Source organism: Roseibium sp. Sym1 (assembly GCF_027359675.1).
Classification (GTDB): Bacteria; Pseudomonadota; Alphaproteobacteria; order Rhizobiales; family Stappiaceae; genus Roseibium.
This window is the reverse complement of the sequence record NZ_CP114786.1, coordinates 6340846-6364310: the sequence shown is the minus strand read 5'-3', so window position 1 is coordinate 6364310 and position 23465 is coordinate 6340846. Positions and strand designations below refer to the sequence as shown.

Sequence of the window (23465 nt, the reverse complement as noted above, 5' to 3'; positions counted from 1 at the left end):
AGAGCCATGACGCAAGACAGCAACAGGACGGTCCTCTCCATCCAGGATCTCAAAGTCGACTTCGAAACGGCCACGGGCACCGTCAACGCGGTCCGCGGGGTCGACATTCATGTCGAAGCCGGAGAAACGGTCGCAATCGTCGGCGAGAGCGGCTCCGGCAAGAGCCAGACGATGATGGCCGCGATGGGCCTGCTGGCCTCCAACGGGCGCACGCAAGGCGAAGTGATCTACGAGGAGCGCAACATCCTCGGGCTGCCGGTCGGCAAGCTGAACAAGGTGCGCGGCGCCAAGATCACCATGATCTTCCAGGAGCCGATGACCTCGCTGGATCCGCTTTACACCATCGGCAGGCAACTGGCGGAGCCGATGGTCGTCCACGGCGGCCGGTCCTGGAAGGCGGCAATGGCAAAGGCGCTCGAGCTCCTGAAGCTGGTGAACATTCCCGAGCCGGAACGCAAGATCAAGGCATACCCCTACGAGATGTCGGGCGGGCAGCGCCAGCGGGTGATGATCGCCATGGCACTCGCCAACGATCCGGATGTGTTGATCGCGGATGAACCGACCACCGCCCTGGATGTGACCACCCAGGCACAGATCCTGGACCTGCTGGCCGACCTGCAGAAGCGGCTCGGCATGGCGGTCATCTTCATCACCCACGATCTCGGCATTGTCCGGCGCATCGCCGACCGGGTCTATGTCATGAAATCCGGCGAAGTGGTGGAAAGCGGGGAGACCGGGCAGATCTTCACCCGGCCGGAGCATCCCTATACCAAGATGCTGCTGGATGCCGAGCCGACCGGCCACAAGCTGCCCGTTCCCGACAGCACGCCCGTGCTGCTGGAAGCACAGAAGGTCGAGGTCGAGTTCGAGCTCGACAGCGGTTTCCTGCAGCCAAAGCACATCCTGCGGGCGGTCGACGATATCAGCTTCTCGCTGCGAAAAGGCCAGACACTCGGCATTGTCGGGGAGAGCGGGTCCGGTAAGTCGACGCTCGGCCGGGCCGTCCTGAACCTGTTGCCGGCCGGTGGCCGCGTCGTTTTCCAGGGGCAGCAGATTACCGGCAAGGACCGCTCCGCCATGCGCGCCCTGCGCAAGGACATGCAGCTCATCTTCCAGGATCCGTTCGGGTCGCTCAGCCCGCGCATGACCGTCGGCCAGATCATTTCGGAAGGGCTTCTGGTGCACGAGCCGTCGCTGTCGGCGAAGGACCGGGACATGCGGGCCTGCCAGGCCCTGGAGGAGGTGTCTCTCGATCCGATCATGCGCAACCGCTATCCGCACGAGTTCTCCGGCGGCCAGCGCCAGCGCATCGCGATCGCGCGGACCATGGTCCTGAAGCCGGAACTGGTCGTGCTCGACGAGCCGACCTCCGCCCTCGACCGCACGATCCAGAAACAGGTGGTCGAGCTTCTGCGCAACCTGCAGAAGACGCACGATCTGACTTACCTGTTCATCTCGCACGACCTGGCCGTGGTCAGGGCCCTGGCCGACACGGTGATGGTGATGCAGCGGGGCAAGGTGGTGGAAGCGGGCACCGCGGATGCGATTTTCGAAGCGCCGAAATGCGACTATACCAAGGAGCTGATCGGTGCCGCCATGCTGACCCAGCAGCACATGATGGAAAGCGCCTGAACGGCGCCTGTCCGGCGGATTTCGGTTTGAAAAGTCTCAGCGCCCGGCCAGGCCCGCCGTCTGGACGGGCGTTGTCTCGACCTGGTCCTTGAGCCGGTCGAGATCGGTGCCGTAGTAATGCGGGGCCAGAAGCACGGCGCTCGACAGGATGTGCGAACGCAGTGCCGCAAGCGTCGCCTCCGCATCGCGGGAGGAAAGAGCATCGAAGATCGACGCATGCGGGGTCACATTGGGCCGTTCCCAGGAAGCTTCGGGGCGAGGTGTCGACAGCATCACCTGCTGGAGAATCATGAAGGTTCGAACCAGCATGGGCTCCAGGACCGGCATTCGGGCAATCTTGAACAATCTCAGATGCAGGGCCCTGTCCACTTCTGCGCAGCCGAAGACGTCCCTTTGCGCGCGCCGCTCCTCGAACTGACGGTCCAGTTCGTAAAGGTCGTCGAGCTCTGGTCCGGTGATGTATTTCACCGCTTCGGCGATGCCCGTTGTTTCAATATCCACCCGCAATTTCAACATCAGCCGGGCTTCGGGAAGGCTTGGGTCGGTCACGAACGTTCCCTGGTAGCCCCGCCGGACCACCAGACCGTTTTCCTGCAGAAGCATCAGGGCTTCGCGGATGGTGCTTTGGGAACAACCGTAGTCCTGAGCGAGGGATTGTTCGGTGATCGGGCTTTCCGAGGTCATTTCGCCCGTCAGGATCTTCCGTTTCAAATCCTGGTAGACGGCGTCCGATTTTCGCGCGCGCTTGCCTCCGCGCCCTTTGACCCTATCCGAATTCTTGTCCGCGGCGTCCAAAAAACTCACGTCGTTGCCTCCCCACTGGCATCGCGTCCGATTGGCAACACATGTCGAGACCACTGCCGGCGGAGGCCCCCGGCCGCAATCTCAAACTCCTCTGGATCCGATCTTCCGCGCGGGCGAAGGAAAGGTCGATGGGGCGTGCCAATTCTGCCCAGCCGCCGTTCCGCTTCAGTATTTGCCTGCTTCTTGTCCCCGGCCCAAACCCGGAAATTCTGGCGTGCAGTTCAGATACAATGCCGGTCTGCATATTCGGACGACTGCAAAAAATATCAATAAATACATTGTTTCGCCGTCCCGGACCAAATGCAATCGCTAACTTGTTGGCTTCAGTAACAAGTTTGCGAGCGGCGAAAACCGTGGTGGACAGGCGTGAATCCGCTCAGCTTGCGGCTTTCTCCAGGGCCGAAATCCAGTTCCGGTAGGCGATCTTTTCCAGGAGTTCACTGGTGAAGCCCCGGGCATCAAGGGCTTCCATCAACCGGCCGAGCCCGGTGACGTCACCAAGATCGCGTGGCAACACGCAACCGTCGAAGTCCGATCCGAGCGCGACGCAGTCCTCGCCCAGGCGATCAACCAGGTAGGCGGCGTGATCCGCGATCACGTCCAGTGGCATGTCGCGTCCGTAAGCGCCGTCCGGTCTCAGGAAGGCCACGTGGAAGTTGATCCCGACCAGACCGCCGCTTTCCTTGATGGCGTCCAGCTGCTTGTCGGTCAGGTTCCGGCTGCTTGCGCAGATCGCATGGGCATTGGAATGGCTCGCGACGATTGGCCGGTCGGTGATCCGGGCGAGATCCCAGAACCCCTTTTCGTTGAGGTGCGAGACATCGAGAAGAATGCCGAGCTGGTTGCAGGCCCGCACCAGGTCGCGACCGGCTTCAGGCAGACCCGGACCGATATCCGGCGACGCGGGATGCGCCATAGGCACACCGTAGCCGAAGGCGTTTTCACGGCTCCAGACAAGACCGAGCGAACGCAGACCGCGGCGGTAGAGATCTTCCAGCGCATAGAAATTCGTGTCGATGGCCTCGGCACCCTCGATGTGAAGGCTCACAGCCAGTTGGCCTGCCTCGATCGCGATTTGGTTCTCCTCAGGTGTCCGGCAGATCACGGCCGAACCTTCCGCATCCGTCACGATCTGCTCGGCGCGCTCGATCAGCCGCATTGTGAAATCAAGCGCCTGCTTCTGCGGAACCGGCTGGTAATTGGCCGGGTTTTTCGGGTCGAACGGTTTGGAGAAATCCTGGTCGGGGTTGGAGGGAACGAACATCGCGAAGAGGCCGCCGGCAAACCCTGCCTCGTCTGCGCGAACCCTGTCGATGTGGCCGACGTTGGAGCGCTCGAAAAAACTGCGGTCCTGGCCCTTGAGGGCTTCGATCTCGAGTTTCAGAAGCGTGTCATTGTGGCCATCGAAAATGGGAAAGGGGGACTTTGGAGCGGAATTCGGCACGGAGGGTCCTTGGAGGTGGGCAGCGTTACGCCGGAACGGCAACGGCTAATCTAAGCATTCCTCCCATGAATGTAAGGTGGCTTTGAGAAAGTGACTTGCAACTGTTGAAAAGCTGCCGCAAGAAAGAGCCCAGATTTTCGCAGGTCCCACGAGAGGTCCCATGAAGCGTACCGAACCGCTGAACGAATTTGAACGCCAACACGAAGGCGGCGGACCGAGCCGGCGCGCCTTCCTGGCCGGGAGCGTTGCCTTGGGTGCGCTGACCCTTGCAGGGTGCCAGACCGCCGATATCGTCGGTCTTCCCGACCAGCCCGCGCTGCCGGATGAAGAATTCGATTACGCCACGGCCTATGCGGCGTTGCCGGACGGCGATTTCACCTGGCCGGCCATCAACTACAAGAAATTCGACAAGAAATACTGGCGCCAGGTTGTCGAGTACAAGACACGCGAACGGCCGGGCACCGTTATCGTCGACCCCTATCACAATTTCCTCTATTGGACGCTTGGTGGCGGCAAGGCACTGCGTTACGGCATCGGCGTCGGCCGTGCCGGATTTGCCTGGTCCGGCGAGGCGCTCATTCGCGTCAAGCGGCCGCATCCTATCTGGCGCCCTCCACGCGAAATGATCGCCCGCAAACCGTCCCTGGAACGCTACTGGGAAAAGGGCTACCCGGCCGGTTTGAAGAACCCGCTCGGCGCGCGTGCCATGGATCTGTGGCAGGGCGCGACGGACACGCTTTACCGCATCCACGGTACCAACCAGCCAAACTCCATCGGCAAGAACGTCTCCTCCGGTTGCATCCGCATGTGGCAGCAGGACGTGATCGACCTGTTCAACCGGGTGCCGCTTCGGACAAAGGTGGTTGTTCTGAAAAAGGACTCGGGCAGCGAAGCCTGACAATCGATTTCGCGCATTCAAGGCAGTTCATCTTCGGGTGAACTGCTTTTTTTTGTCAGACCGCCTGCACGAGCGCGACATCGTGAAAAACCGCGGAGAAATGGCAGACCGCCGCGGCCAGCACGAAAGCGTGCCAGATGGCATTCTGGAATGGCAGCCGCTTCCAGGCATAGAACACCGTGCCGATCGTATAGAGCAGGCCGCCGGCCAGGATCATGTAGAAGCCGAAGGTGGAAGCCTTCTCGATCAGCGGATTGGCCGCGAACACGACAACCCAGCCAAGGCCGAGATAGATCGGCACGGTCAGCTTGTCCAGGCCGGTCAGGTGCAGCAGCTTGACCACGGCACCGGTCAGTGCGCCGGTCCAAACGACCGCGAGCAGGATGCCGCCTGTCCAGCCGCCGATGATCATTGCGGCAAGCGGCGTGTAGGTTCCGGCGATCAGCAGGAAAATGGCGGCATGATCCAGCCGCCTCAGGATCCCGGTTTTGTGATCCCGGGCGAACATGTTGTAGAGCGCGGAACAGATCAGCATGGCCATCAGGCAGGCGGCATAGATCATCACGGTCGCCTGCCGTGCCGCATCGCCGGTGTTCCAGAGCGTTGCCGCGAGAATGACGGTCGCGGTCAGTCCCAGGCAGATCCCGATAACATGGATGGCACCGTCTGCGATGAATTCGGCAAGTGTCAGCGGCCTTGATGTCGACATGAATGGATCCTTGTCGCGTTTGCTGTGTTGCAAGCGGGGGCAGATCTCACATCACAGCCGAGTTTGCGGATTTTTAGGCAAAGCAAATACGTGGCCAATCATCAGCATGTCGCGAAACGTTTAGGAAAGCGTAAGATTGTACAAATGACGGATGTGGACTTGCCCAAAATACGGAGACTTGCTTTAAATTTGAGCATCACCTTGCCCGCCAGTCCGGATTCCTGAACATGAGCAACCATCTCTTCGACGCCCTGACCGCCTTCATTCCCGACAGGGACAAGGTGTTTCTGGAACTCGCGGATGGAACGGTGCAGACCTACCGGGACATGTTCGCCCGCTCGGCCCAGTATGCGGGTGCCCTGCAGAAGCTCGGCGTGAAGCCCGGAGACAGGGTTGCGGTCCAGGTGGAGAAAACGGCCGACGCGCTGATGGTCTATCTGGGCACGATCCGCGCCGGTGGCGTCTTCCTGCCGCTCAACACGGCCTATACGCCGGCCGAGGTCGCCTATTTTGTCGGCGACGCGGAGCCCGCGGTTTTTGTCTGCGACCCGGAAAAGGCCGACGCGCTTGCAGGAATCGCGCAGAAAGCGGGGGCGAAGCTGCAGACGCTTGACGCCAACGGGGAGGGCACCCTGCGTCAACTGGCGGACGGAATGCCGGCCGAATACGATACGAGGCCGCGGGAGGACGAGGATCTTGCCGCGATCCTTTACACGTCCGGAACGACCGGACGGTCCAAGGGCGCGATGCTCAGCCACGGCAATCTGGCGTCCAATTCGCGCACCATGGTCGGGTACTGGCGGTTCACGGAAGACGATGTGCTGCTGCACGCCCTGCCGATCTTCCATACCCATGGCCTGTTTGTGGCGACCAACTGCCTGATGATGGCCGGTGGGTCCATGCTGTTCCTGCCGAAGTTCGATCTCGACCAGGTGCTGGCGGCACTGCCCAGGGCAACGTCGATGATGGGCGTGCCGACGTTCTACACGCGGCTGCTCGGCTCCGACCGGTTCACGAAGGAGCTGGCGAGCCACATGCGGTTGTTCATTTCCGGTTCGGCACCGCTTTCCGCCGAGGTCCACAAGGAGTTCTCCGCGCGCACGGGACACGCCATCCTGGAGCGCTACGGCATGACCGAAACCAACATGAACACGTCCAATCCCTATGACGGCGAGCGGCGGCCCGGCACGGTCGGATTTCCGTTGCCGGGTGTCGGGCTGCGCGTGGTCGATCCGAAAACGGGGCGGGAGGTTCCACGGGGCGACGTCGGGATTATCGAGATCAAGGGTCCGAACGTGTTTCAGGGCTACTGGCGCATGCCGGAGAAAACCGCTCAGGAATTCCGGGTCGACGGTTATTTCATCTCCGGAGACATGGGCCGGATCGACGAAGATGGCTACGTGTCGATCGTCGGCCGGTCCAAGGACCTGATCATCACCGGTGGCTTTAACGTCTATCCCGCCGAAGTAGAGGCCCTGCTGGACGAATTGCCCGGGGTTGCCGAAAGCGCGGTGATCGGCGTGCCGCATCCCGATTTCGGCGAGGCGGTCGTCGCCGTGCTGGCTCCGAGGAACGGCGCCGCACTGGATCGCGATACGGTCCAGGCCGCACTTGGTGACCGGCTCGCGAAGTTCAAGCAGCCCAAAATGGTCCATGTGCTGGAAACGCTGCCGCGAAACACAATGGGCAAGATCCAGAAAAACGTGCTGCGCGAGCAGTTCAGCAGCGATTTCGCCTGAAACGTGTTCTATTTCGTGGCCGGTGCATCTTTTGCAAGAGCTGTTGCCCCGTAGATGCCGCATGACAGCAGCAATGCGCCCATCACCCAGAAGATGGAACTGAATCCGGCGCCCATGGCCAGCAGGACGCTGCCCATGGTGACACCGAGTGTGCCGCCGACCAGCCGCGCGGTTATGACCAGGCCGCTGACCTCCCCCTGCTTGTCTTTTGGTACCGCGTTGGCGGTAAGGCGGCCGGTCGGAATCATCGCGAAAGGCAGGGCGATGCCCCATAGGAGGAGCGCGGGAGCGAGCGCCCAGTAGTTTTGAAGATACATCAGCCCGCCGATGGCCGCATTGGCGGCGGCAACGACCAAAAGCGCCGTCAGCACCGGTCGGCGGGACCCATGCAGGTCGGAAAATTTTCCGGCGGGCGAGGCGAGGAAGGGAAACGGAAAGACCGCAATCACCGTGGCCAGCCCCGCGTAAAGGGCACTGAACTTCATGTCGAGCTGAAGGAAATGCGGCACGAAGACCGCCACCACGATCTTGCTCATCTGGGTGAGCAGAATGACCAGGGCGCTGGCGTGAAAGGCCTTCAGTCGAAACAGGTGCACATCGATCAGCGGCCTGGCCTGCCTGGCCTCATAGGCAACGAAAACCGCCAGGCCAATCGTGCCTGCCACCAGGCTTCCAAGGATAGCAGGTGTACCCCAGCCGAAATCCGGGCCTTCCATGAGACCGAAGATCAGCCCTGTCATGCCGATCAGCAGAAGGACCAGCCCGATCCGGTCAATCACCGGCCTTGGCCGCGGCACCGCCGGGTTGCGCCAGAGCAGGCAGGCCAGGGCACTGCCGGCGGCAACAATCGGAATATTGATCCAGAACACCCATCGCCAGGACAGGAACTCCGTCAGCACGCCGCCGAGAAATGGCCCGGCCGCGAGGAAGACCGTCGCCATGCCGGCCAGGGTTCCGATGGCGCGGCCGCGTTCGGTCTCGTCGAATGTCAGGGTGGCGGCGGCCAGCGTCATCGGGAACATGATTGCCGCGCACAGACCCTGGATCACCCGCATTGTGATCAGCATGGTGGCGCTGTCTGCAAACCCGGCCAGCAGGCTGGCAACCGCAAAGACCACGCTGCTGATGACAAGCGCCGGCCGCAGCCCGATCAGATCGATCGCCTTGCCGCCGATGGCCGCGAAACAGGTGAAGGCGAGCATGTAGGAGTTGATGATCCAGTGCGTCGTCGTCGGCGACAGGCCCAAGTCGGAGCGGATGGCAGGAAGGGACACGCCGAGGATGGTCTCGTCGAGCATCACCAGGCCGCCGAGGCCGCCCATGGCCAGAACGAGCCCGCGCTTGCGGGCCATGTCGGGCAGTCCCTCCATCAGCCTCTCCCGTGCCCCAACGAATATCTCCGGTGGCAGCTTAGGCCAAGTTGCAAGTAAGCGGCCAGAAGGATCTAGGCTGTAGTGACAAATTAACGATTGGCAGCGCCGCCCGAAAATCGGGTCATTTCAAGGAGCATGGAGGACGGACATGCGGGGCATGTTCGACGATATGCGACGCAGAAATTACCCGATTTTCGGACGGCCCCTTCGGGGTTGGTCCAGGATCGTCCCTGAAGGCGTTGGAAATGCTCGAAAGTGCGCTGCGCTTCCTTGCGCTTTCCGTCTGTTCAGGAAAACGATCCTGACCCCAACGATGCCAGTCGTTAACTTGTCACTATAGCCTAGGAAGTTCGCCAAACTTTCAGCCTCATCCTGAGGAGCCGCAAAGCGGCGTCTCGAAGGATCCACTGCGAACTCAAGGAACGAGTCGCCCGTCCTTCGAGACAGCGCTTCGCGCTTCCTCAGGATGACGCAGTGTTTGAGGCTGCTGTTGTCGAAGAACTCTAGGCGCCGCCGCCGAAAGCCAGCGTCGACAGGGCCCGGTCCGTGTCGCGGCTCCAGGAGGCCAGCACGGCGGCGAGGCGGGCGGACGGGCTGTCTTCGGGATCGGATGCGCGGCGCACACACCACCAGTCGAGCGAGATGCCGCCTTCGGCAATCGGACGGGACACAAGGGTGCCGTCCGCCAGTTCCGGTTCGATCGCCCACTTGCTGAAGATGGCCACGCCGAAACTGGCGCGGACAAGGTCGATCACCGCCTCGGGTGTGGGCATGGGACTGAGCCGCCGGAACGGCTTCGTGGGGGAACCGAGAAGCGTTGTCCAGTCGAAGCCGGGCTCTGCCGTCAGCGGGTAGACGAAGAAACGTTCGTCTCCCATGTTTTCGCTGTTGACGACCGGTTCGGCCGCCAGAGGATGGTTCCTGGCGAGAACCGCGACGATCGGGTCCGAACCGAGCTTGATCGACTTGAACCGGGAGAGCGCAGGCTCCCGTCCGAAGACAAGGGAGACATCCACGGATCCGTCCAGCAGGGAAGCGAGCGGATGGGCGGTGGCGCGCCCGGCCAGGTCGACGGAAAGGGTCGGATCCGTTTCCTCGAGGTAGTCCAGGAAGGCTGGAAACCAGTGATAGCGGCTGTAGGTCGCCTGGCCGAGGCGGACCAGGTCGCGTTTCTCGCGCGCGGACGCCTCGAGTTCCTGTTCCAGGCGGAACAGCTCGCCCAGAAAGCTTTCGCCGAGGTGGCGCAGCCGTTCGCCCTCGGCGGTCAGCTCGATGCCGGCATCGGCCCGGCGGGCGAGCTGCACGCCAAGCCGGCGCTCGGCTTCCCGCAGCCGGTGCGAGGCCGCGGACTGGGTCACGCCCAGGCGGGAGGCGGAGGCGGTCATGCTGCCGGTCTCCGCGAGGGAGGAGAGCAGAGTGAGGTGATGAATGGCGAGTCGCGGGATCATTCGATCATGAAATCATTTCATATAGAGAATGAAAACTAGGAATTTCATTTTTATAATTTCCGGCTGTATCGACAGGTCATGATCACCAGAACACTCTCCCGGTTTCGCTTCGGTCCCACCAGCGCAACGCTTGTCATTGCCGCTTCGGCCGTCTGTTTCGGCCTCGTCCCGCTTTTCGTGCGGGAGCTTCAGGGACTTGGCACGGGTCCGGCGACGATCGCCCTCTACCGGTATGGCTTTTCGGCGCTGTTTCTGTTGCCGTTTCTGCCCCTTGACCGGAAAAAGCGCGGCGGCGCGCTGCTCCTGATGGGGGCCGGCGCTGTCTTCAGTCTCAGCCTGATCGGTTATCTCGAAGCGCTCGGCTCGGCACCGGTGGCCGCGGCCGGGGTTGTCTACATGTCCTATCCGGTGTTTGCGGCCTTGTTCGCCTGGGTGCTGCTGCGCCAGGCGCTCACCTGGCGGTCCTTCGCGGCGGCCGGTCAGGTGATCGCCGCCGCCGCCCTGCTGCTCGATCCCTCGTCCCTGTCGCCGGAGGTCTTTTCCGCCCTTGTCTGGGCCATTCCGGCACCGGTTGCCTTCGGCTTCCTGGTCGTGGTCCTGAGCGGTCTCGCGGGAGAGCTCAATTCGCTGGAGCGCACCGCCTGCGGCCTCACCGGGTCGATCATCGGCCTGCTGCCGCTGGCGCTCCAGGAAGGGCAGGGCTCGGTGCTGCCGGCAACGGGCGGTGAATGGGGGTTGATCCTGGCCATGGGGCTTCTGACGGCACTGATCCCGCAATTGATGTTCACCTTCGCCTGCCAGAAAGTCGGTCCTGTGCGCACATCGGCCGCGGGAAGCTTCGAATTGCCGACCATGTTCCTTGTCGGCTGGTGGGTTTTCGGGGAAGCGCTGGGCGTACGGGAAATTCTTTCGGCGATATTGGTTCTGGCCGCCATTCTCGTGGCGCCGTCTATCAGCGCAAGACCGGCAGAATTCCGGGGACCGGCGTCAGCCGCATAATATCTTTAAGAAAAGTATCTTGATACAAAGATAAATATCTCCTATCTCCCGCCTGACCGGGCGGTTAAGGGCCCGGCATGGCAATGGAGAGAACGCATGACTGCACGCAAGCCCGACCATCCCGTCGAAGACCTGTTCGTGAAACGCTGGTCCCCCCGGTCCTTTGACCGGTCCGACATGCCGGAAGCGGATCTGAGAACCATTCTGGAAGCTGCCCGCTGGGCGCCGTCCGCCTTCAACCTCCAGCCCTGGCGTTTTGTCTATGCAAGACGCGGCGATGCCGACTGGCAGGTGCTCGTGGATCTGCTCAACCCGTTCAACCGGGAATGGGCCCGGCATGCCTCGGCGCTGGTCTATCTCTTTTCCGACACGGAGGTGGACGGCAAGGACGGCAAGCCGAACAGGGCCAACGGCGCGCATGTCTTCGATGCCGGATCCGCCTGGACGCATGCCGCGCTTCAGGCGTCTATGCTTGGGTATCACTCCCATGGCATGGCAGGGATTCTCAAGGACGAGATTCGCGGAAAGCTGGGTGTACCTGAGCGGTACCAGCCGCATATCGCGATTGCCATCGGCCGTCGTGGCGATGTCGCCGATCTGCCGGAAGATCTCCAGGCCCGCGAGATCCCCAGCAACCGCAAGCCGCTTGAAGAAATCGCCTTTGCCGGGGCCTGGGGCTGACACGTGTGCGACTGCCGCGACCGAAGAACGCCGCCTCGATGGCGCGGCCGTTCTTCGGTGCGGCAATCCGCGCGCGCGCCATGTCGGGTTTCGCGATAGAGTTGCTTCGGTCTCCAACACATCGGAGCAGTCAATGAGCCAGGCCGACACTCTTCCCTTGGAAAGCCTTTTGAACGCCTATCGGGCACCGCGCGATTTTCTCGACTGTTATTCCGTGTCTCTCAAGGGACGGCCGGACCTGCAGGATGCGGACATGCGCGTTCTCGCCGATCATGTCCTTAACGCGGATATCCCCTGGATGAACGCTCTCCTGACGGCGCGCGACCGTCTGACCGGTCTTGTCGGCATGAAAACCACGGACAAGCTGGCCCTGGAGCAGAGCCGGCTGCCGCCGGGAAGCCGTACGCCCGGCGACCGGATCGGTTTCTTCAAAATCTATTCGGTGACGGACGATGAAATCATTCTCGGTGAGGACGACTGGCACCAGGATTTCCGGCTCTCCTTGTTTCGCACGACGGGGAGGGCGCCGAAGGTTTTTGCCGCGACCTGCTGCAAGCGCCACAACCTGGCCGGTCGCGCCTATCTTGCCCTGATCCTGCCGTTCCACAAGATGATCGCACGCTCCGTGCTGGACAAGGCGGTCGCAAGCGGGTTGCCGGCCGCCTAGGCGGCAAGATGTCCGGTCTTGCGCCAGACCCTCGCACCCTGTGACGTGGTGATGGTCTGCCGGCTGTCCGGTGGCACGCGCAGCCAGGTGCCCTGGTCGTAGCGGCCGTCCTGATCCTCGAAACTGCCTTCAACGACAAAATACTCGGCGCCGCCGGGGAACTCCTGGGCGTCGAAGCTTGCGCCGCGCTCCCAGTCGAGCATGACGACCTCCTCGTCGGGGCGGATATAGAGCGGCAGGATGCTTTCTCCCGCGCGTCCCGCCTGCCAGCCGGCCGGGTCAAGCGTGTTCACCCTCACATAGGCCGCGTCGTCGGGCTGCATCTGGCGCAGCTTGACCAGGATGACGGCACCGGGATCACTTGAGGGAACGTGGCTGGAACCGGGAGGGTTGCGGACATACATGCCCTTTGGAAAATCGCCGCTGTCGTCGGAGAAGACACCGTCCAGGACCAGGAATTCCTCGCCCAGGTCATGCTTGTGTGCCGAAAAGGCGGAACCGGGAGCATAGCGGACCAGCGACGTTGCCCGGGCGACTTCCTCGCCGTCCCGTTCCAGCATGCGGCGCTCCACTCCAGCCATTGGCGAGGGCACCCAGTCGAGGCTCGCGCTGTCGACAACAGCCCGTTTTGTCAAATCGGCGTGGATCTTCATGTCAGCTAACCCGGTTGTAGTGTTTACCCTTCACATGGGGTCGAAGGTCCGAAAGGGGAAGAGGACTTTACGATCTGGTGATCCGGGCTGGTGGTGCGAAGGCGGGGAGCATGGCGACGCCAGGGCTTGGTGGGGGCGGGCCGAAGGGACCGGCTTCACGACGGACCGTTTTTCTCGGTGATGTCGGTGCGCTCGGGCCAGAGCAGCCGGTCATATTCGCCGCTGCGCCGAAGGGACTCGAGACCCTTGTTGAAGCGCTCGCAGAGCGCTGCACCGTTCTCCGTCCTCTTGGAGACAATGACGCGATAGTCCCATTGCACCTCGATGGCCTCCAGGGCGAGGTACTTTGCGGCCTCGGCTGGCGGAACCGCGGTTGATATCGCCTTCCTGGCGACGTTCTCGTTGCCCATGACCAGGTCGACGCGTCCGACAGCAAGCATTTGAATGAGGTCTTCCAGAGTCGCCTGGCGGGAAATGGTGACGCTGCCTTCCGAAACAAGCCGGTCCAGATCCTCACCAAGCGCGGCCCCTTCGATGATGCCGAAGCTGAGCCCTTGGAGATCCTGCCAGGTTTTTGCGGTCACCGGCCGGTCGGTCGAATAGAAGAACTGTTCGCGCTGGATCAGGACCGGGTCGCAGAAGTGGAAATAGGGTTCCCGGTCGGCGGTTCTGCCCCAGCCCGCCGAAACGGGCCAGCGGCCCTCCTGCGTTTCGAGCAATGCCCTTTTCCAGGGAAAGAACCCGTACTGAACTTCGATGCCCTCAAGTTCGAAGGCACGCGTCACAACCTGGGCGTAGGTGCCGTAGCCTTCGGCCGCTTCGGAAAAGTACGGGGGCCACTCGCCGACGGCGATTCGGACAGGAACCGGCTTTGCACCGGTCACAGGCGCCTGGACCAGCGCAAGCAAAAAGACGCTCAGAAGCAGTCTCATGTGCGTAAAAACATGAAGGCAAAGTGCTATCGTTGGTCTTCTGGACTGCACAGCAATATCTCTGGAGTTCCCGTGGCAGCGAGACTAGCACAGGATCCGCAGGGTTTCGTTGCTTAATGCCGGAATAAGTTAAGGCGGGCTTTCCTGACAGGATCGTTGGACAGCCCACCGGACTGGCTCGAAGGCAACCAAAACGGTGGAATTCTGGGAAAACCGCGCTTTCCGCTCATGTCGGCTTTGCAAGCCGCGCGGAATCGTGCTGACTACCGCACTGCACGAAATCGCAGGAAACGGAGTGTCCGCAGCGCTGCCGAGGCTGCACGTGAAGTGAAAGCATGACGGTTCAGATCGATATCGGGGAAATGACAGGCGGCGCACGGGCCGGGCTGGATCTTGAGGAACTGCTGGCAACGCGGCTTCTGGTCCAGGGCAATTCCGGGTCGGGCAAATCGCATCTGTTGCGGCGGCTTCTGGAGCAATCGGCCAATTGGGTGCAGCAGGCAATCATCGATCCCGAGGGAGACTTTGTCTCGCTTGCGGACAAGTTCGGTCATGTCGTCGTCGATGCGGTCGGCACGGAGAAGGACCTGCAGATGATCGCAGGCCGTGTGCGCCAGCACCGGGTTTCCGTGGTGCTCAATCTCGAAGGGCTTGACGCGGACCGCCAGATGAAGGCCGCTGCCACATTCCTCGACGGCCTCTTCGATGCCGACCGGGACCAGTGGTACCCGATGATCGTGGTGGTCGACGAGGCGCAGCTGTTTGCGCCGGCAGCCGCGGGCGAAGTCACCGAGGAAGCACGGCGGCGGTCCCTTGGCGCGATGACCAACCTGATGTGCCGTGGCCGCAAGCGCGGACTTGCCGGTGTCATCGCGACACAGCGTCTGGCCAAGCTCGCCAAGAATGTCGCGGCCGAAGCCTCCAACTTCCTGATGGGCCGGACCTTCCTTGACATCGACATGGCCCGCGCCGCGGATCTGCTCGGCATGGAACGGCGTCAGGCGGAAAGCTTCCGCAACCTCGACCGGGGCCATTTCATAGCTCTTGGCCCGGCCATGTCCCGGCGCCCCGTGCCGGTGAAGATCGGGCCGGTGGAGACCATGGGCCGGGGCGGCAGTCCAAAACTGATGCCTCTGCCGGACCAGCCCAAGGAAGACGCCAAGGATCTCATCTTCACGCCGGGCGCCGATGAGGTGCAGCCGGTGCGCCAGCGCTTTGTCGAACCGGTCGTGTCGACCGGCGAGGTGCTCGATCAGCTGACCAGTGCGGAACGCGCGGGCAACGAGGACGTGCCTCAGGCGGAAAGCCTGCTCGACTTCGGTGAGCGCGAGGAAAAGATCGCGGAAATCATCGCCGGCATCCTGGAAGACGAGGACGCCGCCTTCCAGCCGATCGCTTCCCTCTACCAGGATTTCCAGGTCCGCTGCCGGATCACCAAGCTGCCCGGCGGTGCACCGGACCTGCAGACGTTCCGGGAAAAACTGTCCGTGGCCAGGGCAGGGGTCGACAAGGGCGAGATGGATGACGGCGCCTGGTCCCAGGCGGAACTGATTGCCGCCGAGTTGCCGGAAGACATGCGCGGTGTCTACCTGCTGCTTGCCAAGGCGGCGCTCGCCAAGGCGCCGTGTCCCGGAAATATCGAAATCGCCACGGCCTACGGCACACGCTCGCCGGGCCGCGCGCGCTGGCTGCTCAGCCACATGGAAGAACGCGGATTCCTCGTCTGCGCGACGGATCTGCGCGGCAACCGCATTGTCACCCTGACCGACCTCGGTTGGCAGACCGCGCCCGGCGACGAGGCAGCGGCATAAGCGTGACCGGCTGAAACGCTTCTGAAAAGAACGCCGGACATCTCCCGTAACCTCGTCCAAAAGAGGACCGAAAGGTCCGTCTCGAACCAGGTGCGGATGATCCATGCGCAAGCGGCCGTCCTTCGAGACGGCGCCTGAGCGCTTCCTCGATGTGAGGTCTCGGGAAGGTGGCCAGGAAAATCTGGCGGGCTCCCGGAAATTCGCGCATTCTTGGAACATGGAAATCCGGGAGGCGGCCATGACGCTCGAAGAAACCATCGACATCTATTGCGCCGCGTGGTCGGAGCGGGATCCCGCCTATCGGCGCGACCTGCTCGACAAGGTGGTCTCGGTCGATGTCAGATACACAGACCCGGAAACGGATTTGCGTGGTCGCACGGAGCTGGTCGATCATATTTCGGGCGTTCTGGCCGGCCGGGTCGGCGCCAAGATCGTGCGCACAAGCTCAGTTGACCATCATCATGGCATGGCCCGGTTCGCCTGGCATCTCGTCAAGGCTGACGGCACGGCCTTGCCGGAGGGACTGGACATTGTCACCGTCGACGAACAATCGGGGAAACTGAAAGCGGTCCTTGGGTTCTTTGGGCCGCTGAAGACAGACGCCTGACAGGGGACCGGTATCTCAGCCCGGAAATGTCTCGAAGCCGGGGAGCTCTTCCAATTTGTCATCCCAGCCGGCCCGGCTCGCCGTGAACACATGAGCAACCGGTTTCAGGTCGAGCGGGCTGTCCAGGCAACCGGCCGGAACCACCAGCAGGGCGCCGTCCATCTGAAGATTGGGCAGTGCAGAACCGCAAGCCTTGCAGAAAGCCCTTTTGTGCCGCGTTCCGGGCAGGGTGTAGGTCGTGACATTGTCGGCGCCGGACATCCATGTAAGCCGGGCACTGGAAGAGAACAGGTTGGCGGCATGCGCCGAACCGGTGTCCTTGCGGCAATGAGCGCAATGACACAGGAAGAAGCTCTCGAAATCTCCTTCGACCTTGAAGGTAACGGTGCCGCAAAGACAGCTGCCGGAATGCGTGTTCATGATTGGCCGGTCCTGATCTGACGATGAAAGGGGCCGCACTACCACCTGTTGGAGCAGGACGCCAGGCCTCAGATCGCCGGTCGCATGCGCCGGGACGACGACCCTGTTGCAGAAGCGTCGACCGGTTTCTGCGCAAGAAGATATTCCAGTTGCGACAGTTCCAGCGTGATGCCGTCGATCGTGCGGGTGAGCACCCCTTCCATATAGCTTCCACCTGGGGAACGGTCCCGGATGGCGGTCGCCTTGTCCCGCGCCTTGCGCAGGTACAGCATCATCTTGCGCACGTCGCCGGGCGTGACATCCGTGGTCGGAATGGCGTCCAGCAGCGAGGAGGACGCGGACAGGACCGCACGGGACTGTTCAAGGGTCGGAGTGGCCAGCCGCATCGCTTACCTCATATGTTCCTGATTTGTTCTTTTTACGTCAGGGCCGGTGATTGATCAAGCCCCGTTTGAGAAAAACGGCGGAGGGAAGATGTCGACCTGTTGGTCCTGGCCGGAAAAGACAAAGCCCGCGCAAGGACTTGCGCGGGCTCCGGTTTTTGATCTTATTGTCCGGCTCAGGCCGCGCGGACCCGCGACAGGAAGTCGGCGATGGTCGCCTGCAGGCCCTGGGCCTGTTCGGACACCGACTGGGAAACGGACAGGACATCCGCCGCCGAGCTGCTGGTTTCTTCGGCCGCCTGCATGACGTCTCCGACGCTGGTGCTCATGTCGCTGGTGCAGCTGGCGGCCTGCTGGACATTGTGGCTGATCTCGTTGGTGGCATCGCCCTGTTGCTGGATCGCCGCGGCGATCGCGGCGGTGAACTGGTTGACCTCGTCCATGGTCGAGGCGATTTCCTGGATCGACCCGACCGCGTTATGGGTCGAGGACTGGATGCCCGCGATCTGTGCCGAGATCTCTTCCGTCGCTTTCGCGGTCTGCGTTGCCAGTTCCTTCACTTCAGCGGCCACGACCGCAAAGCCCTTGCCGGCTTCCCCGGCGCGCGCGGCCTCGATGGTCGCGTTGAGGGCGAGAAGGTTGGTCTGTTCGGCGATCGCCTGGATCAGGCTGACGACCTCACCGATCTTCTGCGCGGCGCTGTCGAGGCTTCCGACCTTGTCATTGCTGTCATTGGCCGCGCGCGTGGCGCTGGTGACAACCGACTTGGTCTGCTCGATCTGGCGGCCGATCTCGGAAATCGAAGCCGACAGTTCCTCCGCCGCGGAGGCAACCGTTTGCACGCTGCCTTGCGCAACTTCCGAAGACCCGGCCACGGACGAGACCTTGGCGGAGGTATCGCGGGCGATCGCGTCGAGCGACGCGGCCGTCTGTTCCATCCGGTTGGTGTTGCCGGAAACCTGGTCGAGCACCGCATGGACATCGCGCTCGAAGGTTTCGATCAGGGCCTCCACCGCCTGCTGGCGCTCCAGTTGGCTGTGCTGGGACTGTTCGGTATCGTTCTGCAGGGCCCGGCGCTCGTCTTCATTGGCAACGAAGATTTCCAGGGCGCCCGCCATCTGGCCGATCTCGTCCTTGCGCTCCGTGTAGGCGACCGGCGTGTCGACGTCGCCGTCGGCGAGGTTGCGCATGCGCGCGGTCAGAGCCTGGACCGGTCCGGCGATGGTCGAGCCGAGCATCCACATCAGGAAAGTGCCCGCCACGAGCAGGCCCGCGGCCAGAAGAAGACTCGTCTGCAGGGTGGAATTGGCACTCGCCAGAAGCTCGCTCTCGTCCACAGCGACGACGATGAACCAGCGCTGGCCGGTGCCGTCCAGCTCGAACGCCTGGATTGCTTCTGCGGTGCCGCCATCGGTGGTCAGGGCGGCATCGCCCTTGATCGCCTTGATCCTGGCAAGGGTGGCCGCGTCGGCCGCCTTGCCCAGCAGGCCGGCATCCGGATGCGACACCCAGACACCTGCTTCACTGAGCAGGCCGACATAGCCGCTTTCGTAGCTCTGCCCGGCACTGACCGCCTTCTGCAGACCTTCCAGGGAAACGTCGATTGTGGCTCCGCCAATGCCCTTGCCCGAGGCATCCTTGATGGGCGAAGAAGCCGTTGCCATCAGCACGTCGACGCCATTGACCGGGTAGATATAAGGTTCGGTGACCGTGTCATGGCCGAGAGTCTTCGGCTTGTCGTACCACTCCTCCGAACCGCTGTCGCCGCCGAAGATCAGGGGCTCCCAGGCCACTTTGCTGCCGTCATTGTAGAAATAGGGAATGAAGCGGCCCTTGTCGTCGGAGAAATTGGCGCCCGCATTGTCCGCGTCGGCGCCGGCCATGTCCGGCTCCAGGATCGCGCCGCCGCCGACGAAATGCTTGTTCTGCGCGATCTGGTGCTGCATCACCGCGGCATAGGCGTTACGGTCGGTGACGCCCGCATGCTGCAGGCCTTCCAGCGCGTCCGCCGCCGCGCGTGCCGCCAGCTGCGCCTGCGCGAGCGTCTTGCCGGCATCCAGTGCCAGCGCCTGGGCCGTCGTGCGGATAAGATCCTCGCCGGACTTCTGCGAGGTTGACTGGGACATGAAGGTAACGGCCAGGATGAGCGTCAGGAATCCGAACAGGAAGACGCCGCTCGAGGCGAAGAAAATCCGATTTCTGAGAGACATGGGGGCTCCAAAGGTGAGAATGCGCAGACCTTAGGAGAGTCACGTAAATCAAAGCTTACGCCCGCTGGTTGTTTTTGCGGCGCAAAATGAATTTTTCGCCATTCGCGATAAGTTTCGCAGAGGCGCTTGACCCGAGGATGAAAATGGTTACATATGCAACTAAATTCATCTCCGAACCGGGAGGATGTCATGGATCAGAGAACGGACAGCAGTCGGAACCTCAAGGATGAGCGCCGGAATTCGGCGGGCCTGGATTACATGCCGGGATTCGGCAATGATTTTGAAACCGAAGCGCTGCCGGGCTCCTTGCCCCAGGGCATGAACAGCCCGCAGAAATGCGCTTACGGTCTTTACGGTGAGCAGCTTTCGGGCACCGCTTTCACGGCGCCGAGCCACCAGAACGAACGCACCTGGTGTTACCGCATCCGCCCGTCCGTCAAGCACACCAGCCGGTTCAGGAAGATCGATCTTCCCCTCTGGAAGTCGGCGCCGAATGTCTGCGACGATGTCGTCTCGCTCGGCCAGTATCGCTGGGATCCCGTGCCGCATTCGGGCGATGAGCTGACCTGGCTGACAGGCATGCGCACCATGACGACGGCGGGAGACGTCAACACCCAGGTCGGCATGGCCAGCCATATCTACCTGGTGACCCGGTCGATGGAGGACGAATATTTCTTCTCCGCCGACAGCGAGCTCCTGGTGGTGCCCCAGGAAGGTGTCCTGCGGTTCTGCACCGAGCTCGGCGTCATCGAGCTGGAGCCCAAGGAAATCGCCATCCTGCCCCGTGGCCTGGTCTACCGGGTCGAGGTGATCGAAGGGCCCGCGCGCGGATTTGTCTGCGAGAATTACGGCCAGAAATTCGAATTGCCGGGCAGGGGGCCGATCGGCGCGAACTGCATGGCCAATCGCCGCGATTTCAAGACGCCGGTGGCCCATTTCGAGGACCGCGAAGTGCCTTCGACGGTGACGGTAAAATGGTGCGGCCAGTTCCACGAAACGAAGATCGGCCATTCGCCGCTCGACGTGGTGGCCTGGCACGGCAACTACGCGCCGGTAAAATACGATCTCAGGACCTATTGCCCGGTCGGCGCGATCCTGTTCGACCACCCGGACCCGTCGATCTTCACCGTGCTGACGGCGCCGTCCGGCGTGCCGGGCACGGCCAATATCGACTTCGTGCTGTTCCGCGAGCGCTGGATGGTGGCGGAAAACACTTTCCGTCCGCCCTGGTACCACAAGAACATCATGTCCGAGCTGATGGGCAACATCTACGGCCAGTATGACGCCAAGCCGCAGGGATTCGTGCCCGGCGGCATGAGCCTGCACAACATGATGCTGCCGCACGGGCCGGACAACAATGCCTTCGAGGGCGCCTCAAACGCCGACCTCAAGGCGGAAAAACTCGACAACACCATGTCCTTCATGTTCGAGACCCGTTTCCCGCAGCACCTGACGGAATTTGCCGCCAAGGACGCGCCGTTGCAGGATGACTACATCGACTGCTGGGATTCGCTGGACAAGAAATTCGACGGCACGCCCGAAGGAACCTGGAACAAGTAATGAGTTCTACCGCATCTCCTGCCCGGCCATACCATGGCACCGGATGCGGCGCAGATTTCCGCGGCGGCGGGGGCAAGGACACCGGTGCCTAACCATCTGTTTCCGGCGGATCTGCCGGGCTTTGAACGAGAAGAATGGCTGGAGGCCCCGAAAGGGCTTCCGGGGAGAAACCATCGCCAGCCATGACGGTCTGGCGATCACAAGGAGCTGAGAACCCGATGAAACTGGCAACGCTCAAGGATGGCAGCCGCGATGGCAAGCTGGTGGTGGTCAACGACCGTCTGACCTATTGCACCGACGCGAGTCATATCGCGCCGACGCTGCAGGCCGCGCTCGACGACTGGGACCAATTGGCGCCGAAGTTGGAGCTCTTGGCTGAAAGTCTCTCCCATGAGGCGGTTCCGACGATACGTTTCCACGAACATGATGCCCTGTCGCCGCTGCCGCGTGCCTATCAGTGGGCCGACGGCTCGGCTTACGTCAATCACGTCGAACTGGTGCGCAAGGCCCGTGGCGCCAAGATGCCGGAAAGCTTCTGGACCGACCCGCTGATGTACCAGGGCGGCTCCGACACGTTCCTGGCACCACGCGATCCGATCACCATGCGCGACGAGGCCTGGGGCGTCGACATGGAAGGCGAGATTGCAGTCGTGACCGGCGATGTCCCGATGGGTGTCAGCGCCGAGGACGCGCGCGGCGCCATCCGGCTGGTGCTCCTGGTCAACGACGTCTCCCTGCGTGGTCTGATCCCGGCCGAACTCGGCAAGGGCTTCGGTTTCTTCCAGTCGAAGCCGTCCTCGGCCTTTTCGCCGGTGGCGGTCACACCGGCAGCGCTCGGTGATGCCTGGAAGGACGGCAAGCTGCATCTGCCGCTTCATGTCGACCTCAATGGTGACGCCTTCGGCCGTGCCGATGCCGGCATCGACATGACCTTCGACTTCGGCCAGCTGATCGCCCATGCGGCCAAGACGCGTCCGCTCGGCGCCGGCACCATCATCGGCTCGGGCACGGTCTCCAACAAACTGGACGGCGGCCCGGGCAAGCCGGTTTCCGAAGGCGGTGTCGGTTATTCCTGCATCGCCGAGATCCGCATGATCGAGACCATCAATTCCGGCGAGGCCAGGACCCCGTTCCTGAAATTCGGCGACACGGTCCGCATCGAGATGCTGGACGGCGAGGGCCATTCCATCTTCGGCGCCATCGAGCAGACGGTGGAGAAATACGAGGGCGCTTAAGGGTCGTTGTTTGGGGTCATCTTTGTTGGTTACCCCACCCCTCAAGGGGAAGGGGAAGGGGAAACAGGCAGTGCCACGATGAAGCGCCTTTGCCAGCTCCAACGCATCTTAAGGCCACGGGGCGAGAGACAAAATTCAGACCAGTCCCCCTCCCCCTTGTGGGGAGGGGTTAGGGGTGGGGGTACCACCCGACAGAGCGCAAGGGTGGGAGCACCACCCAACAGAACATAGGGTTGGTGACCAGCCCGGACATCGAACACATCAGTTTCAAGGGACCCTGCTTGGGCGGGGAGGCAGCATGAGCAAGCAATTCGCATCCGCCGGAGACATGAGCGAAAAGAAGATCTCCTTCACCGAGATCGGCAAGGACCTGTGGGCCTTTACCGCCGAGGGCGATCCGAACACCGGCGTCATCATCGGCGACGACAGTGTCATGATCGTCGAGGCGCAGGCGACACCCGAACTCGCCAACAAGGTGATCGAGAAGGTCCGTTCCGTCACCGACAAGCCGATCAGCCATCTCGTGCTGACCCACTATCATGCCGTGCGCGTGCTGGGGGCTGCCGCCTACAAGGCGCCGACCGTGATCATGAGCCAGAAGGCCCGTTCCATGGTCGTGGAACGCGGCGCGGAAGACCGGGAATCCGAATTCATGCGCTTCCCCCGTCTGTTCATGGGCTATGACAACGTCAACGACATTCCGCCGCTGACCTGGCCGACGACCACCTTCAACGACCGCATGACCGTCTATCTCGGCAAGCGCCGCGTGGACCTGCGCTTCCTCGGCCGCGCCCATACCGCCGGGGACATCGTCATCCACGTGCCGGACGAGAACGTCATGTTCACCGGCGACATCGTCGAATACCACTCGGCCTGTTATTGCGGCGACGGTCATTTCAACGACTGGCCGGCAACGCTCGAGGCGATCCGGTCCTTCGATGTGGAAGCCATCGCGCCGGGCCGCGGCGATGCTCTGGTCGGCAAGGACATGGTGGGCAAGGCGCTGACCAACACGGCCGATTTCGTGTCCTCGACCTACCGGCCGGTGGCCCGGGTGGCCCAGGGTGGCGGATCGCTGAAGGAAGCCTGGGACGCCTGCCGTGCCGAATGCGATCCGAAATTCAAGGACTACGCGATCTACGAACATTGCCTGCCGTTCAATGTCGGCCGGGCCTATGACGAGGCGCTCGGTATCGACACGCCGCGCATCTGGACCGCCGAACGCGACGCCGCCCTGTGGGCGGATCTGCAAGGCTGAAC

Annotated in this window: 21 protein-coding genes; 11 read left to right on the top strand and 10 right to left on the bottom strand. The window is 62.4% G+C overall.

What is annotated here, in order from left to right:
* The first annotated feature begins 6 nt into the window (after positions 1-6).
* A complete protein-coding gene (locus tag O6760_RS29255; RefSeq protein WP_269583179.1) occupies positions 7-1632 on the top strand; it encodes an ABC transporter ATP-binding protein in 1626 nt (541 codons plus the stop codon).
* Between the two features lie 36 nt (positions 1633-1668).
* On the opposite strand, the gene O6760_RS29250 is transcribed toward O6760_RS29255, so the two are convergent.
* On the bottom strand, positions 1669-2436 hold the full coding sequence (locus O6760_RS29250; protein WP_269583178.1) for a GntR family transcriptional regulator: 768 nt from the start codon (positions 2434-2436) through the stop codon (positions 1669-1671).
* 376 nt (positions 2437-2812) lie between these two features.
* The gene (locus tag O6760_RS29245; RefSeq protein ID WP_269583177.1) at positions 2813-3880 is read right to left on the bottom strand and encodes a dipeptidase; all 1068 of its coding nucleotides are present in this window, start codon (positions 3878-3880) and stop codon (positions 2813-2815) included.
* 160 nt (positions 3881-4040) lie between these two features.
* On the opposite strand from O6760_RS29245, the gene O6760_RS29240 reads away from it, so the two are divergent.
* Positions 4041-4778, top strand: coding sequence for a L,D-transpeptidase (locus tag O6760_RS29240; protein ID WP_269583176.1), 738 nt, complete (start codon positions 4041-4043; stop codon positions 4776-4778).
* Positions 4779-4833: 55 nt separating this feature from the next.
* Here O6760_RS29240 and trhA read toward each other — a convergent pair whose 3' ends face one another.
* Positions 4834-5487: a PAQR family membrane homeostasis protein TrhA gene (trhA, locus tag O6760_RS29235; RefSeq protein ID WP_269583175.1), complete on the bottom strand. Its 654-nt coding sequence runs from the start codon at positions 5485-5487 to the stop codon at positions 4834-4836.
* 227 nt (positions 5488-5714) lie between these two features.
* Between trhA and O6760_RS29230 the strand changes: the two genes are divergently transcribed.
* The gene (locus O6760_RS29230) at positions 5715-7226 is read left to right on the top strand and encodes a malonate--CoA ligase (protein WP_269583174.1); all 1512 of its coding nucleotides are present in this window, start codon (positions 5715-5717) and stop codon (positions 7224-7226) included.
* 8 nt (positions 7227-7234) lie between these two features.
* Here the strand turns inward: O6760_RS29230 and O6760_RS29225 are convergent, their stop codons facing one another.
* The gene (locus O6760_RS29225) at positions 7235-8596 is read right to left on the bottom strand and encodes a DHA2 family efflux MFS transporter permease subunit (protein WP_269583173.1); all 1362 of its coding nucleotides are present in this window, start codon (positions 8594-8596) and stop codon (positions 7235-7237) included.
* Positions 8597-9102: 506 nt separating this feature from the next.
* Positions 9103-9984, bottom strand: coding sequence for a LysR family transcriptional regulator (locus tag O6760_RS29220; protein WP_269583172.1), 882 nt, complete (start codon positions 9982-9984; stop codon positions 9103-9105).
* A gap of 141 nt (positions 9985-10125) precedes the next feature.
* Between O6760_RS29220 and O6760_RS29215 the strand changes: the two genes are divergently transcribed.
* The 3 genes from O6760_RS29215 to O6760_RS29205 all read left to right on the top strand — a co-directional run bounded on the left by O6760_RS29215 (position 10126) and on the right by O6760_RS29205 (position 12394).
* Positions 10126-11046: a DMT family transporter gene (locus O6760_RS29215; RefSeq protein WP_269583171.1), complete on the top strand. Its 921-nt coding sequence runs from the start codon at positions 10126-10128 to the stop codon at positions 11044-11046.
* Between the two features lie 96 nt (positions 11047-11142).
* The gene (locus O6760_RS29210) at positions 11143-11727 is read left to right on the top strand and encodes a nitroreductase family protein (protein WP_269583170.1); all 585 of its coding nucleotides are present in this window, start codon (positions 11143-11145) and stop codon (positions 11725-11727) included.
* A 133-nt stretch (positions 11728-11860) separates the two neighbouring features.
* On the top strand, positions 11861-12394 hold the full coding sequence (locus O6760_RS29205; protein ID WP_269583169.1) for a DUF2867 domain-containing protein: 534 nt from the start codon (positions 11861-11863) through the stop codon (positions 12392-12394).
* Here O6760_RS29205 and O6760_RS29200 read toward each other — a convergent pair.
* Both O6760_RS29200 and O6760_RS29195 read right to left on the bottom strand, forming a co-directional pair.
* On the bottom strand, positions 12391-13047 hold the full coding sequence (locus tag O6760_RS29200) for a cupin domain-containing protein (protein WP_269583168.1): 657 nt from the start codon (positions 13045-13047) through the stop codon (positions 12391-12393). The genes O6760_RS29205 and O6760_RS29200 overlap by 4 nt on opposite strands.
* 155 nt (positions 13048-13202) lie before the next feature.
* A complete protein-coding gene (locus O6760_RS29195; RefSeq protein ID WP_269583167.1) occupies positions 13203-13979 on the bottom strand; it encodes a substrate-binding periplasmic protein in 777 nt (258 codons plus the stop codon).
* A gap of 335 nt (positions 13980-14314) precedes the next feature.
* Here O6760_RS29195 and O6760_RS29190 point away from each other — a divergent pair, with 335 nt between their 5' ends.
* On the top strand, positions 14315-15790 hold the full coding sequence (locus tag O6760_RS29190; protein WP_269583166.1) for an ATP-binding protein: 1476 nt from the start codon (positions 14315-14317) through the stop codon (positions 15788-15790).
* A 238-nt stretch (positions 15791-16028) separates the two neighbouring features.
* Positions 16029-16397: a hypothetical protein gene (locus tag O6760_RS29185; protein WP_269583165.1), complete on the top strand. Its 369-nt coding sequence runs from the start codon at positions 16029-16031 to the stop codon at positions 16395-16397.
* 15 nt (positions 16398-16412) lie between these two features.
* Here O6760_RS29185 and O6760_RS29180 read toward each other — a convergent pair whose 3' ends face one another.
* The 3 genes from O6760_RS29180 to O6760_RS29170 form a co-directional block, all read right to left on the bottom strand.
* On the bottom strand, positions 16413-16817 hold the full coding sequence (locus O6760_RS29180; protein ID WP_269583164.1) for a GFA family protein: 405 nt from the start codon (positions 16815-16817) through the stop codon (positions 16413-16415).
* 68 nt (positions 16818-16885) lie between these two features.
* Entirely contained in the window at positions 16886-17203 is a 318-nt protein-coding gene (locus tag O6760_RS29175) for a hypothetical protein (RefSeq protein WP_269583163.1), read from the bottom strand.
* A gap of 173 nt (positions 17204-17376) precedes the next feature.
* Positions 17377-19410 carry a methyl-accepting chemotaxis protein gene (locus O6760_RS29170; protein WP_269583162.1) on the bottom strand — a complete coding sequence of 678 codons (2034 nt, stop codon included), beginning with the start codon at positions 19408-19410 and terminating at the stop codon, positions 17377-17379.
* Positions 19411-19599: 189 nt separating this feature from the next.
* Here O6760_RS29170 and hmgA point away from each other — a divergent pair, with 189 nt between their 5' ends.
* The 3 genes from hmgA to O6760_RS29155 all read left to right on the top strand — a co-directional run bounded on the left by hmgA (position 19600) and on the right by O6760_RS29155 (position 23463).
* The gene (gene hmgA / locus O6760_RS29165) at positions 19600-20970 is read left to right on the top strand and encodes a homogentisate 1,2-dioxygenase (protein WP_269583161.1); all 1371 of its coding nucleotides are present in this window, start codon (positions 19600-19602) and stop codon (positions 20968-20970) included.
* A 218-nt stretch (positions 20971-21188) separates the two neighbouring features.
* The gene (locus tag O6760_RS29160; RefSeq protein ID WP_269583160.1) at positions 21189-22205 is read left to right on the top strand and encodes a fumarylacetoacetate hydrolase family protein; all 1017 of its coding nucleotides are present in this window, start codon (positions 21189-21191) and stop codon (positions 22203-22205) included.
* Between the two features lie 298 nt (positions 22206-22503).
* The gene (locus tag O6760_RS29155; RefSeq protein WP_269583159.1) at positions 22504-23463 is read left to right on the top strand and encodes an MBL fold metallo-hydrolase; all 960 of its coding nucleotides are present in this window, start codon (positions 22504-22506) and stop codon (positions 23461-23463) included.
* Positions 23464-23465: the final 2 nt, after the last annotated feature.

Bases quoted from the DNA above. Each gene is read 5' to 3' on its own strand.
- O6760_RS29255 (WP_269583179.1), top strand. From the start codon at position 7: ATGACGCAAGACAGCAACAGGACGGTCCTCTCCATCCAGGATCTCAAA.
- O6760_RS29240 (WP_269583176.1), top strand. From the start codon at position 4,041: ATGAAGCGTACCGAACCGCTGAACGAATTTGAACGCCAACACGAAGGC.
- trhA (WP_269583175.1), bottom strand. From the start codon at position 5,487: ATGTCGACATCAAGGCCGCTGACACTTGCCGAATTCATCGCAGACGGT.
- O6760_RS29230 (WP_269583174.1), top strand. From the start codon at position 5,715: ATGAGCAACCATCTCTTCGACGCCCTGACCGCCTTCATTCCCGACAGG.
- O6760_RS29225 (WP_269583173.1), bottom strand. From the start codon at position 8,596: ATGGAGGGACTGCCCGACATGGCCCGCAAGCGCGGGCTCGTTCTGGCC.
- O6760_RS29220 (WP_269583172.1), bottom strand. From the start codon at position 9,984: ATGACCGCCTCCGCCTCCCGCCTGGGCGTGACCCAGTCCGCGGCCTCG.
- O6760_RS29215 (WP_269583171.1), top strand. From the start codon at position 10,126: ATGATCACCAGAACACTCTCCCGGTTTCGCTTCGGTCCCACCAGCGCA.
- O6760_RS29210 (WP_269583170.1), top strand. From the start codon at position 11,143: ATGACTGCACGCAAGCCCGACCATCCCGTCGAAGACCTGTTCGTGAAA.
- O6760_RS29205 (WP_269583169.1), top strand. From the start codon at position 11,861: ATGAGCCAGGCCGACACTCTTCCCTTGGAAAGCCTTTTGAACGCCTAT.
- O6760_RS29200 (WP_269583168.1), bottom strand. From the start codon at position 13,047: ATGAAGATCCACGCCGATTTGACAAAACGGGCTGTTGTCGACAGCGCG.
- O6760_RS29195 (WP_269583167.1), bottom strand. From the start codon at position 13,979: ATGAGACTGCTTCTGAGCGTCTTTTTGCTTGCGCTGGTCCAGGCGCCT.
- O6760_RS29190 (WP_269583166.1), top strand. From the start codon at position 14,315: ATGACGGTTCAGATCGATATCGGGGAAATGACAGGCGGCGCACGGGCC.
- O6760_RS29185 (WP_269583165.1), top strand. From the start codon at position 16,029: ATGACGCTCGAAGAAACCATCGACATCTATTGCGCCGCGTGGTCGGAG.
- O6760_RS29180 (WP_269583164.1), bottom strand. From the start codon at position 16,817: ATGAACACGCATTCCGGCAGCTGTCTTTGCGGCACCGTTACCTTCAAG.
- O6760_RS29175 (WP_269583163.1), bottom strand. From the start codon at position 17,203: ATGCGGCTGGCCACTCCGACCCTTGAACAGTCCCGTGCGGTCCTGTCC.
- O6760_RS29170 (WP_269583162.1), bottom strand. From the start codon at position 19,410: ATGTCTCTCAGAAATCGGATTTTCTTCGCCTCGAGCGGCGTCTTCCTG.
- hmgA (WP_269583161.1), top strand. From the start codon at position 19,600: ATGGATCAGAGAACGGACAGCAGTCGGAACCTCAAGGATGAGCGCCGG.
- O6760_RS29160 (WP_269583160.1), top strand. From the start codon at position 21,189: ATGAAACTGGCAACGCTCAAGGATGGCAGCCGCGATGGCAAGCTGGTG.
- O6760_RS29155 (WP_269583159.1), top strand. From the start codon at position 22,504: ATGAGCAAGCAATTCGCATCCGCCGGAGACATGAGCGAAAAGAAGATC.